Below are 15,780 nucleotides of genomic sequence, written 5' to 3'. Positions count from 1 at the left end.
TTTGAGATTTATTTGTTAAATTTTTCTCACAAGGTGGTTACCTTATATATCTGTTTATAACATTCAAAATGGCACTGTTATCCTGCAATTGCGGCAAATATTCAAATAAAATATAATGTTTATCGGGGTCGGTAGTTAATGCGGTTTCTAAATATCCCAAGGCGTCGCCATAGCTTCCCAAGGCAAAAAGATAGGCCACCATCCGGTAATAGAGTTCTGCGGCTTCCGGATTGTTCTTGATCGCCTCAGCCATTGTTTCTGATGCTTCGAGCAGCTTTCCCTGTTCGTAAAGCACGGTACTAAAATCTAACCAGGCCTCAATATCCAAAGGATTAAATTCCAATACTTTTTCATATGCATCGATCGATTCATCAATCTGGCCTAATTTATAATAGGCGTCTGCCATGGCGAACCAGAAATCAGAATTCTCGGCTTCCAGATCGATCGCTTTTTTATAAAAATGCAGCGACTCGAAATAACGCTCCTCAAAATTCAGTGTCACCCCGATCCCAAACCAGGCATCAGCCATTTTAGGATCCATTTTTACTGATTTTTTGTAATAAGAACGGGCCTCGTCCATTTTTTCCAGTTTCTCATAACATTCGCCAATGGCACAATAAGTATCGGCATTAGGCTGTTCGTATTCGAAAGTCTGTTTGTAAACATCTATTGCTTCATCATATTTATCCAGCTGTACGAGTGCATTTCCCTTGTTAAAATAGGCTGAGCTGAAATCCTCTTTAATCAGTATCGCATAATCGTAAGCATCAATAGCTTTTTCAAAAAGGTTCAGCTTGTGGAAACTATTGCCCAGATTGTACCAGGCCGCATAAGAATATGGATCGGTATCGATGTACTGCTGGTAAAACTTGATGCTTTCTTCCTGCTTGTCTAACACATCGTAGCAGAAAGCCAGCTCATACAAACCATCCTGATTTTCCATATTCTGCTCTAAACTAAGCTTGATGTAGGTAATGGCATTTTCATAATCAGACATGCTTTGATATACATAGGCCATCTGCAATAAAATCTCATCAGTACTCTCGGCCAGGCCTAAAGCTTTTTCGTAATTTTCCAAAGCCTCATCGTAACGTTCTGTATTCTGAAAAATATTACCGCGCAGCAAGTAGATATCAGGTTCTGAAGGCTCTAAAAGTTCAGCTTTTTGCAGGGCGATAAAAGCTTTTTCGTGGTTATTGGTTAAAATGTAAAGGTGCGCCTGTTTAATTAAAAAAACAGTTGCATAAGGATGCTGACTAATAGCAAAGTCAATTACCTGCAAGGCTTTAACCGGGTCATTTTTCTCAATGTAGAAATCTACAATGTATTCAAAAGCACCTGCATCGAAAAAATACTGATCCTGGTTGCGGAGCATCTCTTCGTAACGTTCTACCGAGCGTTGTGCATCTTCGTTGGATTCAAAAAAGAATTCTTCTTCCATATATTATACTATTAAAGAACCGTGCCAATTAGCAGTAAAACACATTATAAGTTTAACAATTATAATTATCCGTTTTTAAAATAATTATTAACATCAATAAGGTAAAACAGCGTAAACAACTGAATATAAAGTGTGTTAACTGTAATTAAGATGTGTGGATAATCAACAGGTTTTTTTGCAACATCGCAGTTCCTTGTCCCTTCTTTTACAAAAATACTATAAATTTACGTGATATAAGTAATCAGGAAGTCATGAAAGGATTAGTCATTTTTGCCTTATTTTTACTGTGTTTGAGTACAAATGGCTTTGCACAGCAAAATGAAGAAGATGCCATTAAAAAAACCATCGCCAATCTTTTTACCGGCATGAAAGAGGGCGACAGTACCCTGGCCCGCAGTGCTTTTGCAAACGGCGCAATTATGCAAACTATTGTTAATAAAATGGGAAAAGTGAGTGTGCGCAATGAATCGGTTAACAATTTTATCCAGTTAATTGGCACTCCACATCAGGAAAAATACGATGAACAGATTGTTTTTACAAAAATACTGATTGATGGTGCATTAGCTTCCGTTTGGACCGACTACAAATTTTACCTGGGTGAAAAATTTAGCCATTGCGGAGTAAACTCCTTTCAGTTAGTGAAGGGAGATAAAGGCTGGCAGATCGTTTATATTATCGATACCAGGAGAAAAGAGGGGTGTAAATAGATTTTTGTATAATCCATAGATATACAGCATATCAGTAAAAAAGTCGTCATCTCGACCGAAACGCAGCGAAATGCCCGCCCGTACAGGCGGGGAGAAATCTATCTCATACAGATTTAGTTTCGCTGAGCACTTCGTGGTTCTCCACTTCGTTACACTCCGGTCGAAATGACGGCCCTGTTAGAGGAATAAAAATTATTCTTTTTCTAAGTCGGCTGCGCCTTTTTTAAATAATTCTGCCTGCTTGTTCAGGTTGGCTTTCGCATCGCCAGTGGCAGCGGCAGCCTGCTTTGCCTTACCCTGAGCCGTTGCCGCATAAGCACCAGCCAGTTGTTTGTTTAAGTAGGCCTGCAGTTTCAGTCTTTCGATGGCACTGCTAATGTTATTTATGCCTTTTTCGGTTACTGCAGGATTGGTGTTTGCCCGTAAATATTGGAAATACTGACCAATTACCCCGAAAATTTTGTTGCGATCGCCATTTAGCATAATATTCTCGTAAAATGCCTGGTGTTCGTCTTTAGGATCGCTGATGTATAAGGATGCGATAGATGGTGCAATATGTTCTTTGGTGTCGGCATCAAGGCCTGATAATGCAGCAAGGCTTTCCTGAGGAGCAAGTTTAGCCAGTCCGCCGATACCTGCCGCAAGCACTTTATACGAACGGTTTTTCAGGCTTTCGAGCATTAACGATTTGTAAGCCTGGTCACCCGTTTCAGCCAATTTTAGAATAGCAGCCGATCTAACTTCGGTGTCTTTATCACTTTTGGCAAGTTGTAACAGCACAGGCAGCGCTGCAACTTTGATCTGTGCATCTTCAAGATTAAGGCCGTCGATGCTTAATGCGCGTAAATCGCCCGATTTATCTTTCAGCCCTTCCAACAATATTTGTTGTCCGCTGCTGGCCTTGCTTTGCATAATAAACTGTAAAGCTTCGATTCTGTTGGCATAACTTGGTGCATTTTTGTACTGAAAATAATAGTTTTCGGCGGTTTTATTGTCGTTGGTTTCGCCAACTAAAATTTTATCTGCGTCAAAATCGATTAAATCAGGTTTAGCACTCACCTCAAAGCTGAAATTCTGCTCGCGGCTATTGATCAGGATTTCTTTCCTGATTTTTTTACCCCCTGCATAAATATCAATTTTAACAGGCAGTGTAAAGGTCTGTACGCTCGAATCCTGTGTCTGCTTCACTTTAATGGTGGCTTTGCCGTTTTCGTAGCCATAATCGATGCTTAAAATCGGGTGGCCTCCATTGTAGTACCATTGGTTAAAATAAGGGTTCCAATCTTTACCGGTAACATCCTCCATTGCTAAGCGCAGTTGATGCGTTTCACCATTTTTAAATGCATTGGTGGTGAGATAACGGTTAAGCGATTTGTAGAAAGCAGCATCACCCATCTGGTTTTTAAGCGCATAAAGGATGATGGATCCTTTGGCATAACTCACGTTATCGAACATATCTTCCTTGTCGTTATAATAGAAGCGGGCCAAAACCGGACTTTCGCCTTTTTTAGTGGATCCTAAATACGATTGCAGTTTTTCGTAACGCGATTTATCTTCTGCATCCTGTCCGGCATCATGCCCATGCCAGATGATCTCGCCAAAAGTTGCAAAAGATTCGTTCATGGTTAGGTTAGACCACGATTCGGCTGTTACATAATCGCCAAACCACTGGTGGAAAAGTTCGTGGGCAATGGTACCTTCTTCGTTGCCATCTAACAGTTCCCGGTCGGTCTTTTGTATCTGTTCGCCATGTAATGTTGCGGTGGTATTTTCCATTGCTCCCGAAACATAATCCCTCACTACCACCTGTGCATATTTGTTCCATGGGTAATCTACCCCCAAAATATTGCTGTAAAACCGGATCATATCGGGTGTTTTTCCGAAGATCTGTTTAACATAAGGGGCATATTTCGGTTCAAGGTAATAATTTACCTCTTTCCCTTTATACGTATCTTTTGTAACCTTAAACTCTCCGATGGCCATCATAAATAAATACGGCGAGTGTGGAAGGTCCATTTTCCAGGTATCGGTTCTGGTACCGTCGGCATTGGTTTTCTGGCTCACCAGTTTTCCGTTCGATAGTGTGGTGTATTTCGATTTAACGGTCATCGAAATTTCTTCGGTGGTTTTCTGATCGGGCTTATCAATGGTAGGAAACCAGGCCGATGATGATTCCGTTTCGCCCTGCGTCCAGATTTGTGTTGGTTTATTTTTATCGGTACCATCAGGATTGATAAAATAAAGGCCTTTGGCATCGGTTATGGCAGCACTTCCTTTTACCTTCAATTCGTCAGGTTTGGCTGTATAAGCAATGTACACCGTATATTTTTCGGCATTGGTGTACTTTTTATTTAAAGTGATGTACAGTTTATTGTCGTTATACACATATTTAAGGGCCGTATTTCCTTTTGCCCCCACCAGGGATACGGCTTTAATATCCATGCCCTGTGCATCGAGGGTTAACGAATCTGTAGGGTAAAAGTGCGGTTTTAAGGTTACCCATTCTTTTCCATACAAGTATCTTTTTGCATAATCGAAAGATACATCCAATTTAGTATGTACCAGGTCGTTAACTTTGGTTGCGGTTGCGCGGTAAATGCTGAGGTTATTTGATTTTTCAGCAGCTTGTTCCTGTGCGAAAATCGGATTAGCCATAAAAGCCGAAGCCAATATTACCCCACAGGCAATAATTTTTTTATTCATTTTTTAAGATTTTATAAGTCAGTTATCTTTAAAGCAAGATATTAAGTATTGTGGTAAAAGTAAAGCACCAAATGTAACCACCTTTAGCGTAATTTTTTGTTTTTTTGTGTAAACCGATAGAGATATGACTACAGCTATTCAATCTATTTTAAACAGATTAGGCATAAAAGCCAATAATGCAGCATTTAGCACAGGAAGTAACTGGGGCGGAGTGGCAAACACCCAAACATTAGACAGTTATTCTCCTGTAGATGGCAAGCTGATTGCTACGGCCAAAGTTGCAGACGCCGCTGATTATGATAGTGTTGTAATTAAAGCCCAGGAAGCATTTATCACCTGGCGTTCGGTTCCGGCTCCCAAAAGAGGAGAAATTGTACGTCAGTTTGGCGATGCCCTGCGCGAGAATAAAGAGGCACTGGGCACCTTGGTGTCTTACGAAATGGGGAAAAGTTTGCAGGAGGGCTTTGGCGAAGTACAGGAAATGATCGACATCTGCGATTTCGCTGTGGGTTTATCGAGGCAGCTTTATGGTTTAACCATGCACAGCGAACGCCCCAGCCACCGCATGTACGAACAATGGCATCCGCTGGGTATTGTGGGTATTATTTCGGCATTTAATTTCCCGGTAGCGGTTTGGAGCTGGAATGCGGCTTTGGCTTTGGTTTGTGGTAATGTGTGTATTTGGAAGCCATCAGAAAAAACACCTTTAACTGCTATTGCCTGTCAGCATATTATTGCAAGCGTTTTTAAAGCCAATAATGTGGCAGAAGGCGTTTGCAACCTGGTTTTAGGAGATAGGGAAGTTGGCGAACTCATGACCCATGACGGGCGCATCCCTTTAATTTCTGCTACCGGATCGACCCGAATGGGCAAGGCAGTTGCCGCTGCAGTTGGCGCAAGGTTAGGCAAAAGCCTGCTTGAACTTGGTGGCAATAATGCCATTATTATTTCAGAACATGCAGATCTAGATATGAGTTTAATCGGTGCGGTATTTGGCGCAGTTGGCACAGCAGGCCAGCGTTGCACTTCTACCAGGAGGTTAATTATTCACGAGAGTGTATATGATACTTTTACCGCTAAACTGGTAAAGGCCTACGCCCAATTGCGTATCGGCGATCCCTTGGATCAAAATAACCATGTGGGCCCGCTCATCGATACCAATGCGGTTGCAGCCTACCAGGATTCGATCGCAAAATGTAAGGCCGAAGGAGGTAAATTCGTGGTAGAAGGCGGCATTTTATCTGGTGACGACTATGCAAGCGGATGTTATGTAAAACCCTGTATTGCGGAGGTTAACAATGATTTTGAGATTGTTCAACATGAAACCTTTGCACCAATTTTATACCTGATTAAATATAAAACATTGGATGAGGCCATTGCCTTACAAAATGCTGTTCCGCAAGGATTATCGTCGGCCATTATGACATTGAATTTAAGAGAGGCAGAGCAGTTCTTATCGGCCAATGGGTCTGACTGTGGTATAGCCAACGTCAATATCGGCACTTCAGGTGCCGAAATAGGTGGTGCTTTTGGCGGTGAGAAAGAAACCGGTGGTGGCAGGGAAAGTGGTTCGGATGCCTGGAAGGCCTACATGCGCAGGCAAACCAATACCATTAATTACTCGAATACTTTGCCTTTGGCGCAGGGCATAAAATTTGATTTATAACATCGTCTCCGTTTGTAACTGGGTGCATGAAAAAGCTAGAGACTAAAAAAGGCGCTGAATGTAAATTCAGCGCCTTTTTGGTAAATATATGATGGAGTTAGAATAATTTTTCTAATAAAGAAACCTGTATATCATCGTAACGCGATTTGTTGTTTGCCAAAAGTGTTTTTCCTGTTAACCTGGTATTACTTTCCTGAGCAGTAAAACCATCTAAGTTTACTTTGGATGCTACTCCCATTACAGCCTGGTGCAAATCAGTGGTACCTTCTAATTTTAAAGATGCGCCATCTTTCACATTTGTTGATAAGCTAACGGTATTGGCTTTAATATCTGCCGATGCCTCATCATTTAAAACAATGCTTAAGTTTAACAGGTTAAAATTGCCGGCAGTGCTTACACTTGCGGTATTTGAAGCTTCAATAGCAGTTAAATTATTTACGTGGGCAATTACGGTTAAAGCATTTTTATCAAAAGAACTGATCCTCAATTCTGCTCCCTGTTGTTGCACCAAGGCATTTTTGGTGTAATACTGATCATACACCTCAACACTTTCTTTGGCATCCTGAACAAGGATCAGTTTCACATTTCCTGATACCACAATTTTGCTGATGTTTTTAACTTTTGTTAATGCAGTGTAGTTGGCATTATTTTCTGTTGCGTTTGCTACCACTGTTGCGCTGCTTAAAGTAACCATTACTAATGCTGCTGCGAATAAATTTTTGATAGAAGTTTTCATGACCTTAATATTTTTATGTTTGTAAATCTTTATTTTAAATCCCTAATTATTAGGTGGTTTTGTAAATAAGACTACGATACATTGAAAACGTTTCAGCCGATTCGAGGCTATTATACCACAGGCTGGTATTTATAGACGAACGCTTAAATAACCTATACGAAAACCTGCCTGTTTTTTGGAATATCGACAAACAAAAAAGCCAATCTGTTTAAAGATTGGCTTTTTATCAGAGACCGCTTAGTTTAAAGTTTTCTAATGAGCAGATAGCTCCTGCTATTGTTCCAGAAATAATCATCTTCATTACCTTCGTAGTAAGTACTTTCCAGAGAAGTGATAACAATGGTGTACTGATAACCGTTGATGTTTTTAGAAACACTCATCAGCTTTGCCGGATAAAGAAATTCCTGCTTTTTACCGGTTGATTTTAATGTCCCTTTTTTATATGCCTTCACTGCCTGATCGAACACGGCCTTTAATTCGATGAGCAAAGCCGACTGATGATTAACCAATAGGGAGATTTGGGTGTTGGTGTTACTAGTTGTTAAATCTGTACCGTAAAGACGGGTTACTTTTTCTCCGGGATATCCATCAAGTTCGATCAGGTAATCATACCCTTTAACATTTAAAACCTGGTTTTCATCATTTTGGAGGGTAATGTTTACACCAGGGTCGTAAGTTTTATCACCTTTAACCTTAAAAATGGCCAAGGCCGTATCCACCTTGTTCATGCGCATAGTGTACCGGTAGTTATTGGAATTATCTATTTTTTCCTCGATTTTGCCAAGGTCTTTTTTTGTGAAAGGCTGTAAAGTTTTTAATCCATGGGTATAAACCAGGTACCTGATTACAGCAGGCCTTTCTTTCACATCCTCTTTTTCCCGGCTTTTCATTATTGTTTTTAAACGGCTTAACTGCGAGAACTTCGAAACTGAAAAGGCACTCTGCGGGCCATAGGTAGCCAAAAGCGAAATGATGCACAAGCTTATCGGGATCACCTTAATATTCTGTTTTTTACTGAAAAGAAAATAAATGGTTATACCTGTCAACCATAGTGCAAGTGCGGTTAAAATATACCTGCTTTCGGTAATCCCGTAATGGCCAACCCTCTTCCACACAGCCAATAGCAACAGTACCACCAAAGGGATCAACATGATGTAAAAGAACCTCGAGAATAGTCTGATCCAGTTGTTTCCTTCGGTATCTTTAACCGGGTAAACCAACAACAACGATAAAATACCAAATACTGAATAGCCTAAAATCAGGCTCGATACCAGCCCTTTAGGCAATTGCCATTGTACTGCGATTTTAAGTTCGTAAATCAGTAAGATGGCCAGGTAAATGGTTACAAGCGGAATAAGCACAAACTGGGCAAATATTTTCAGGCCTTTCGGGTAGCTTTGATCTTGCTCAAGCAATTTATAATCGGTAGGGATTCCGGCCAGAAAGAAGGTGGTACTAAATCCGGCGGTGATGATCGCAAATAAGGTCATGTAAGTTGGCCACCTGATATCTGCATTAAACAACCCGTTAATGGCCACCAGGGCAATGGCCAAACCGGCATATAACACGGCAGAGTAAAGCGCAGATGTTAGAAACCTTAAAAAGAGTGTTTTGTTAAACTGCCAAAAACCATTCATTTTTTCGTGCCCGATAAATGGAGCAAATGCTACAAGCAAATGGAAGGCAAAGGCGAACAGGAAAATGCGGTAAAGATCGGCTGAATAATTCACCGGATCGAGGCTGAAATACAGGATTGCAGACATCAGGATGCCTCCAAGTCGTAACAGCCATTTTTTTGCCGGTTGATACTGGTTCCGTTCTGAAATTAAATCGAGCGCCAATACGAGCGTAAGCGCCAGGTTTAAAATGGCTATTGCTTTTAACAGGTGGCCTTCGAGTATTTCATTTTGTTCTGAATGATACCGGTAGTCTGAAATTTGGATGTAATAACAGGAACAGATAGTTGCAGCCACAGCGAAGATAAACTGTAATGGGAAACGTTTAATTACATTTATAAACCCACTGTAAAGCTGTTGGAGAGAAGGTAATTTCATGTCATCTTTTTATTAAAGATAGGTGCTTTTAAATGTAATGGCCAAGGCTTAGGCTTTTAATTTGTTAAAAAAGGTTAAAGCATTTTCTGCAACTAACTCATTAGTTTATATTCGTCCAACCAAATCAAACTTTATCTATGAAACGTCTTTTACTCTCGCTGTGCTTTTTGGCCCTGATCTCCTCCTACTCAAAGGCACAGGACCTCCATATTATTAAAGGCCGAACGATTGATACCGCTTCTACCACTCTTTTATCCGGAACTTCCGTTGCCATTTTAAATGCAAAAGATTCGACACTGGTGAAATTTACCAGGACTGCAGAAAATGGCACCTTCGAACTCAGTGGCATTAAAAACGGAAAGTTTATCCTGTTGGTTTCTTATCCAAAATATGCCGATTTTGTTGATCATTTTACTTTAGATTCGACCAGCCAGGTTAAAGATTATGGCAGGATTAATCTCACCGGAATGGCTAAAATACTTGCCGATGTAATTATTAAAGGAAACCGTACGGCCATCAAGATAAAGGGCGATACAACCGAGTTCGATCCTAAAGCATATCACATTGAGCCCAATTCGAAAGTGGAAGACCTGATTAAACAGTTCCCAGGCTTCCAGGTAGATAAAGATGGAAAAATCACAGCACAGGGAAAAACGGTTCCGAAAGTATTGGTAGATGGGGAAGAGTTTTTCGGCGACGACCCAACCTTGGTAACTAAAAACCTTCGGGCCGACATGGTAGAATCGGTTCAGCTTTATGATAAAGCCAGCGATCAGGCCAGTTTCACCGGTGTTGATGATGGTGAAAAAACGAAAACACTTAACATTAAACTAAAGGAAGATAAAAAGAACGGTTATTTCGGTAAAGCCCAGGGTGGTTATGGCACCAAAGATTTTTACCAGGGACAGGCCATGTTCAACAAATTCTGGGGGAAGAAGAAATTCTCGGCCTATGGTATTTTAGGCAATAACGGAACAGTGGGTTTAGGCTGGGATGACCGCGATAAATACAGTGGATCGAGCAGCTTAACAATGGGTGATGACGGCGGAATGTATTTTAGCTTTGGCGGCGATGATTTTGATAGTTACGACGGACAGTATAGCGGCCAGGGCCTGCCTGTAGCCAGAACGGGCGGGCTACACTATGACAGCAAATGGAATAAGGATAAAGAATCGTTAAATACGAATTATAAAATTGGGTCGATTAGGGTTCAGGGAAATAGAAACTCAATAAGCCAGAACAATTTAGAATCGGGCGTACAGAACAATACCTCTAATGAATCATTTGATAATGACATGTTAAAGCAAAAGCTCGATGCGATGTATGAGCTAAAAATCGATACGACTTTAACCATGAAAGTGAATGTTGATGGGTCTTTGAAAAAAGGGAATACCTCAAATTCCTTTGAAACCGAAACGCTTGGTGAAAATGATAAATTTCTAAATTCGTCAAACAGAACATTAAGCAATGAAGTGGATGATCAAAGTTTTAACATGAATGTTTTATTCACTAAAAAATTAAAGAAAAAAGGGCGTACATTATCCTTAAATTTAAATCAATCCATCAACAAGAGTAATAGCGAAGGGTACTTAAATTCGCAGAACAAACGGGCAAACGTAACGGGAACCGGGACAATAGACAGTCTTACCAATCAATTAAAGGTAAATAATATCACCAATAATTCGTTCAAACTAAATACAGCCTATACTGAACCGCTCTCTAAAACCTTAACAGTGATTGTAAACTATGGTTTAACTTTAATGAATGGAAAATCAGACCGCAGATCGTTTAACCAATCAGGAGGCGGCATGTTCGACGTTCTGGATACACTCTTTAGTAACAATTTTGAACTGAACCAGACCATTAACCAGGGGGGAGCCATTTTCAATTATAAAAAAGGCAAAACCGTAATCAATTTTGGATCGAAGTTTAGTGGCGTAAATTTTAAGCAGGATGATATTTACCGCAATAAAACCTATTTAAGAAACTTTATTAATTATATGCCACAGGCATCTTACCAATATCGTTTTTCTCAACAGAAATCGCTCAGAATTAACTATAACGGGAATACCACCCAGCCCTCACTTGATCAACTTCAGCCGGTAAGGGTAAATAATGATCCTTTTAACATCGTGGAAGGAAATCAGAATTTAAGACCGTCGTTCAGAAGCAATGTTAGCGCGAGTTATAATTCTTACAAAGTGCTAACCAATCAATCGCTTTGGTTAAGCGGCTCCTACGGCTTTATTTCCAATCCCATTATTAGCGATGTAACTACTGATGGTATTGGTAAAAGTACCTATCGCTACATCAATTTCAATGGTAAAATGCCGACAAATTTCTATTTAGATGCGCAGATAAACAGGAAAATAAACGCGCTTGGCGAAATAAATGCTGGTTTGAATGTAAGCGCAAATGGAAATTCTTCTTATAATTTTATTACCACCGATTTAGGCAGAACCTTAAATAATACTAAAAACTACAGCTATAGCGGAGGGATCAACATCTCGAAATACAAAGATAAAAGCTATAGTTTTTATGGCCGCTTTGGCCCTTCGTATAATATGGCAAGAGCCAGTATTGGCCGTAACAGTGATGGTTGGGGATGGGCAGGTTACGCATCGGGTTACGTGCAATTACCGGCGAAATTTGAACTATCAACAGATGCAGAATACCAGTACAATGGAAAAACACAAGTGCTTACTGAAAGTTTTGAGCGTCTTATCTGGAACGCAGCCCTAAGCAAAAAATTCTTTAAATCAGAAAATTTAAAATTCTCTGCTACAGTAAATGATATTCTTAACCAGAATATCGGCTTTAACCGTTCGGCATCTAACACCATGATCAGCCAAAGCAGCTATACTACCATCAGGAGGTATTTAATGTTCTCTGTATCATGGGACTTTAATAAAATGGGCGGTGGTATTAAAACACAAAAATAACGGTCATGAAAACTACATTAACATATATCATCCTGTTTGCTGTCATTTCCATCAGCAATAATCTTTTTGCCCAAAATGTACACTTTGTTCAAAATGGCGTGATCGAATTCGAGAAAAGATCCAACATGTATGCCTTGATCAAAAAGAAGATCGATAAGGAAAATGAAACCTACATGAAGGAGGCTTTTGAACAGTATAAAAAGAACAATCCACAGTTTAAAATCGCCAAAAGCACCCTGAGCTTTACCAAGGATAAAAGTTTATATAAATGGCCGGCTGTAGAAGAAACGGCAAACAATTGGCTATCCTCTGATGTATTGGCCGATTTAAAAAATACCATAGCTACTAATTTCGATCAGCAAACCAGTATTACGCAAAAAAACGTGTACGAAGATACTTACCTTGTTAAAGACAGTTTACGGAAAATCAACTGGAAAATTACTGACGAAACACGCGACATTGCAGGTTACGAATGCCGTAGGGCCAATGCTATTATTATGGATTCGGTTTACGTAGTAGCCTATTATAGCAACCAGATCGCAGTCTCGGGCGGCCCTGAATCTTTTACCGGATTACCGGGCATGATTTTAGGTTTAGCTTTACCGCATGAAAATGTAACCTGGTTTGCAACCAAGGTAACAGAAGTAAGCGTTCCTGAAAAAGACTTAAGTGCACCAACAAAAGGGAAACCTATCGATAACAAAGGTTTAAAAGCAATATTACTGGGGGCAATGAAAAACTGGGGGGAATATGCACACCCCATATACAAAGCATTTTCACTTTAAGCTATTGATTGCGTTGTTACAATTATACCTATTTTAGCTTATCAATAGTATAACAATGGGTAGCGCACTTTATAAGCACATGAATAAATATATAGATTTGAGTAACGATGAACAGGAAATTCTTGCTCCGTTACTCCAATCTTTTTCCGTAAAAAAGAAAGCATTTTTATTAACAGAAGGCCAAACCTGCAGGGCAAATTATTTTGTTGTAAAAGGCTGCCTGAGGTTATATTTTATTGATATTAAAGGTAGTGAGCAGACTACACAGTTCGCCATCGAAAACTGGTGGATCACCGATTTAACCAGTTTCCTTTTCCAACAACCAACAGAATTTTATATACAGGCAGCAGAAGCCACAGAAGTCATTTCCATCGCTCATCATCATTATGATGAAATGTTTTTCAAACTGCCCAAGCTGGAGCGGTATTTCAGGTTGATCCTGCAGAAAAACCATCAGGCTTCGCAGCGGCGGATAAAATTCCTGTACAGCCAGACTGCAGAAGAAAGGTACAGCCACTTTAACAGTTTATTTCCTGAATTTGTGCAGCGTGTGCCGCAGTATATGCTGGCTTCTTATCTGGGCTTTACACCAGAATTTTTAAGTAAAATCAGGGCGAAGAAGTAATCGTTTGTTAACCGCAAAGTTCGCGGAGTTGGGTTAATTGATTTCGTCATTTCGACTGGAGCAAAGCGGAGAAATCTGTAAGTTCTATTATTAAATAAATTACCCATAGATTTCTCCACTACGGTCGAAAGGACGAATCGCCTAAATTTATCGAGTAGCTTTTAATGGCGAACTACCCTAACTTTTAACCCTACTTAGCGCAATCGCAAAAGCCTTTGTGCCCTTTGCGGTTAGAAAATTCATTTCTTAAACTACATTAAGTTTTTTGATTTTTAAGTTGCAGACCTTTACATCATCATCAAAAAACAAGTAAAATGGAAAATAGAATTAACATTCAAAAAGTAGAGCCTGCAGCTTACCAGGCCATGTATGGCTTAGAAAAATATTTATCAACCAGCAAACTGGATCCAATTCTTCTGGAACTGATTAAAATGCGTGCATCGCAAATTAACGGCTGTGCTTTCTGTTTAAATATGCATGCTACAGATGCCCGCAAAATAGGGGAAACCGAACAACGTTTGTACTTACTCAATGCCTGGAGAGAAACCACTTTATTTACAGCACAGGAAGAAGCCGTGCTGGCCTTAACGGAAGAAGTTACTTTAATCAGCCACCATGTTTCTGATGCAACCTATCAAAAAGCGGCAAGCTTTTTTAATGAACAGGAACTGGCACAGATTATTATGGCTATAGTGACTATTAATGCCTGGAACAGACTGGCTATTACTGCCAAAGTAATGGTTGGATAACCAATGCTCATTTCAACCTGCCACAAAGACACCATGCACCTGGTTAATGTTCAAAATAACGCTGTGCTTGGGTGTCTTTGTAACTTGAAATAGATCGTTAAGTGGTAAATCTATAATACCCTCAGCAACAATCCCTTCAGGTACTCTCCTTCTGGAAAAGAAATCCTGACCGGGTGGTCTTCAGGTTGGCAGAATTGTTTGATGATCTGAACTTCTTTACCGGCATCAAGGGCTGCCCAGGCGATAATCTGTTTAAATGTTTCGATATCAACCGCACCTGAACAAGAGAAAGTAGCCAGTAAACCGCCTTTTTCCAGTAACAACATTCCCAAACGGTTTAAATCTTTATAAGCCCTGGCAGCGCGGTCTAAAGCAGAACGCGATGGTGCATATTTAGGTGGATCGAGCACAATTACATCGAATAATTCTCCTGAATCTTTAAAAGCACGCAATTGTTTGTTTACATCCGATTGGATGGCCGTTACTTTAGTTCCATCGAATTTATTCAGCGCAACATTTTGTTTGAGCGTTTCTACAGCCAGACCAGAGCTATCTACACTGGTAACACTGGCTGCTCCCTTAGCTAAGCTATTTAAACTAAAACCACCGCTATAGCAAAAGCAATCTAAAACCTTTTTACCTTTTGTGTAGCTGGCTAAAATATGCCTGTTATCGCGCTGATCGCAGTAAAAGCCTGATTTTTGTCCTTCAGCGATATTAATGTGGTAAATAATTCCATTTTCTTTTACCTCCAAAAATTCCGGTGGGTTTTCGCCCCAAAGCAGCCCGTTTTCTATAGGTAAACCTTCGTGCGTACGGGCTGTGGCATCACTTTTATCAAAAATTCCTTTCGGATTTAATTCATTTTTTAAAATTTCTACGATTTCTGCTTTCACTTTTTCAATTCCGGAGCTTAAAATCTGAAGCGAAAGAAAATCAGCATATTGATCAATAATTAGACCTGGCAGAAAATCCGCCTCACTAAAAACCAACCGACAGGTGTTGGTCTGTTCGCTTAAAATAAACTGACGTGAAGCAATGGCCTGTTTTAACCGGTTTTTATACCAACTGTTATCAATGGTTTGTGTTTCGTCCCATTCTAATAAACGAATGGCAACACGCGAATGGCTGTTGAAATAGCCATAAGCCAGAAATTCATTATCGAAAGCAAAAACTTTTACTACATCTCCATCTTCAGGTTTTCCCTTAACTTTTTCCAGGGCGCCAGAAAATACCCATGGATGTCTTTGTAATGCCGCCTTTTCTTTACCCTTTTTTAATGTAATTTCTACCATGGTGCAAAGGTAAGAATTAGTTTGGAGTTGAGAGATGTGAGTTTGGGCGTTGGGAGTAGAGCGAAAAGCGTTTAATT

The 15,780-nt window shown here is 40.0% G+C and carries 11 protein-coding genes; 6 read left to right on the top strand and 5 right to left on the bottom strand.

From position 1 onward, the window contains the following. Positions 1–37 precede the first annotated feature (37 nt). Positions 38–1,441 (bottom strand): tetratricopeptide repeat protein, encoded by a 1,404-nt coding sequence (locus GGQ60_RS18145; RefSeq protein WP_183766985.1) that lies wholly within the window; start codon positions 1,439–1,441, stop codon positions 38–40. 251 nt (positions 1,442–1,692) lie between these two features. On the opposite strand from GGQ60_RS18145, the gene GGQ60_RS18140 reads away from it, so the two are divergent. Continuing rightward, entirely contained in the window at positions 1,693–2,148 is a 456-nt protein-coding gene (locus GGQ60_RS18140; RefSeq protein WP_183766983.1) for a nuclear transport factor 2 family protein, read from the top strand. 192 nt (positions 2,149–2,340) lie between these two features. Here the strand turns inward: GGQ60_RS18140 and GGQ60_RS18135 are convergent, their stop codons facing one another. Then, positions 2,341–4,851 carry a M1 family metallopeptidase gene (locus tag GGQ60_RS18135; RefSeq protein ID WP_183766981.1) on the bottom strand — a complete coding sequence of 837 codons (2,511 nt, stop codon included), beginning with the start codon at positions 4,849–4,851 and terminating at the stop codon, positions 2,341–2,343. A gap of 124 nt (positions 4,852–4,975) precedes the next feature. Between GGQ60_RS18135 and amaB the strand changes: the two genes are divergently transcribed. Continuing rightward, on the top strand, positions 4,976–6,517 hold the full coding sequence (gene amaB / locus GGQ60_RS18130) for an L-piperidine-6-carboxylate dehydrogenase (protein WP_183766979.1): 1,542 nt from the start codon (positions 4,976–4,978) through the stop codon (positions 6,515–6,517). A 97-nt stretch (positions 6,518–6,614) separates the two neighbouring features. Here amaB and GGQ60_RS18125 read toward each other — a convergent pair whose 3' ends face one another. Together GGQ60_RS18125 and GGQ60_RS18120 are read right to left on the bottom strand one after the other, a co-directional pair. Next, positions 6,615–7,253 carry a GIN domain-containing protein gene (locus tag GGQ60_RS18125; RefSeq protein ID WP_183766977.1) on the bottom strand — a complete coding sequence of 213 codons (639 nt, stop codon included), beginning with the start codon at positions 7,251–7,253 and terminating at the stop codon, positions 6,615–6,617. Between the two features lie 242 nt (positions 7,254–7,495). Beyond that, on the bottom strand, positions 7,496–9,307 hold the full coding sequence (locus GGQ60_RS18120) for a DUF4153 domain-containing protein (RefSeq protein WP_183766975.1): 1,812 nt from the start codon (positions 9,305–9,307) through the stop codon (positions 7,496–7,498). A gap of 137 nt (positions 9,308–9,444) precedes the next feature. Between GGQ60_RS18120 and GGQ60_RS18115 the strand changes: the two genes are divergently transcribed. The 4 genes from GGQ60_RS18115 to GGQ60_RS18100 all read left to right on the top strand — a co-directional run bounded on the left by GGQ60_RS18115 (position 9,445) and on the right by GGQ60_RS18100 (position 14,408). Next, a complete protein-coding gene (locus GGQ60_RS18115) occupies positions 9,445–12,249 on the top strand; it encodes an outer membrane beta-barrel family protein (RefSeq protein ID WP_183766973.1) in 2,805 nt (934 codons plus the stop codon). Positions 12,250–12,254: 5 nt separating this feature from the next. Next, positions 12,255–13,034: a GLPGLI family protein gene (locus GGQ60_RS18110; protein ID WP_183766971.1), complete on the top strand. Its 780-nt coding sequence runs from the start codon at positions 12,255–12,257 to the stop codon at positions 13,032–13,034. Between the two features lie 79 nt (positions 13,035–13,113). Continuing rightward, on the top strand, positions 13,114–13,659 hold the full coding sequence (locus tag GGQ60_RS18105) for a Crp/Fnr family transcriptional regulator (RefSeq protein WP_229685151.1): 546 nt from the start codon (positions 13,114–13,116) through the stop codon (positions 13,657–13,659). 314 nt (positions 13,660–13,973) lie between these two features. Beyond that, complete coding sequence (locus GGQ60_RS18100; protein ID WP_183766967.1) at positions 13,974–14,408, top strand: carboxymuconolactone decarboxylase family protein; 435 nt, start codon at positions 13,974–13,976, stop codon at positions 14,406–14,408. A gap of 110 nt (positions 14,409–14,518) precedes the next feature. On the opposite strand, the gene GGQ60_RS18095 is transcribed toward GGQ60_RS18100, so the two are convergent. Then, positions 14,519–15,703, bottom strand: coding sequence for a class I SAM-dependent rRNA methyltransferase (locus GGQ60_RS18095; RefSeq protein WP_183766965.1), 1,185 nt, complete (start codon positions 15,701–15,703; stop codon positions 14,519–14,521). Positions 15,704–15,780: the final 77 nt, after the last annotated feature.

This window comes from Pedobacter zeae, assembly GCF_014196715.1.
Classification (GTDB): domain Bacteria; phylum Bacteroidota; class Bacteroidia; order Sphingobacteriales; family Sphingobacteriaceae; genus Pedobacter; species Pedobacter zeae.
The sequence above is the reverse complement of the archived record's forward strand: the minus strand, read 5'-3'. Positions and strand labels throughout refer to the sequence as shown.

Bases quoted from the DNA above. Each gene is read 5' to 3' on its own strand.
- GGQ60_RS18145 (WP_183766985.1), bottom strand. From the start codon at position 1,441: ATGGAAGAAGAATTCTTTTTTGAATCCAACGAAGATGCACAACGCTCG.
- GGQ60_RS18140 (WP_183766983.1), top strand. From the start codon at position 1,693: ATGAAAGGATTAGTCATTTTTGCCTTATTTTTACTGTGTTTGAGTACA.
- GGQ60_RS18135 (WP_183766981.1), bottom strand. From the start codon at position 4,851: ATGAATAAAAAAATTATTGCCTGTGGGGTAATATTGGCTTCGGCTTTT.
- amaB (WP_183766979.1), top strand. From the start codon at position 4,976: ATGACTACAGCTATTCAATCTATTTTAAACAGATTAGGCATAAAAGCC.
- GGQ60_RS18125 (WP_183766977.1), bottom strand. From the start codon at position 7,253: ATGAAAACTTCTATCAAAAATTTATTCGCAGCAGCATTAGTAATGGTT.
- GGQ60_RS18120 (WP_183766975.1), bottom strand. From the start codon at position 9,307: ATGAAATTACCTTCTCTCCAACAGCTTTACAGTGGGTTTATAAATGTA.
- GGQ60_RS18115 (WP_183766973.1), top strand. From the start codon at position 9,445: ATGAAACGTCTTTTACTCTCGCTGTGCTTTTTGGCCCTGATCTCCTCC.
- GGQ60_RS18110 (WP_183766971.1), top strand. From the start codon at position 12,255: ATGAAAACTACATTAACATATATCATCCTGTTTGCTGTCATTTCCATC.
- GGQ60_RS18105 (WP_229685151.1), top strand. From the start codon at position 13,114: ATGAATAAATATATAGATTTGAGTAACGATGAACAGGAAATTCTTGCT.
- GGQ60_RS18100 (WP_183766967.1), top strand. From the start codon at position 13,974: ATGGAAAATAGAATTAACATTCAAAAAGTAGAGCCTGCAGCTTACCAG.
- GGQ60_RS18095 (WP_183766965.1), bottom strand. From the start codon at position 15,703: ATGGTAGAAATTACATTAAAAAAGGGTAAAGAAAAGGCGGCATTACAA.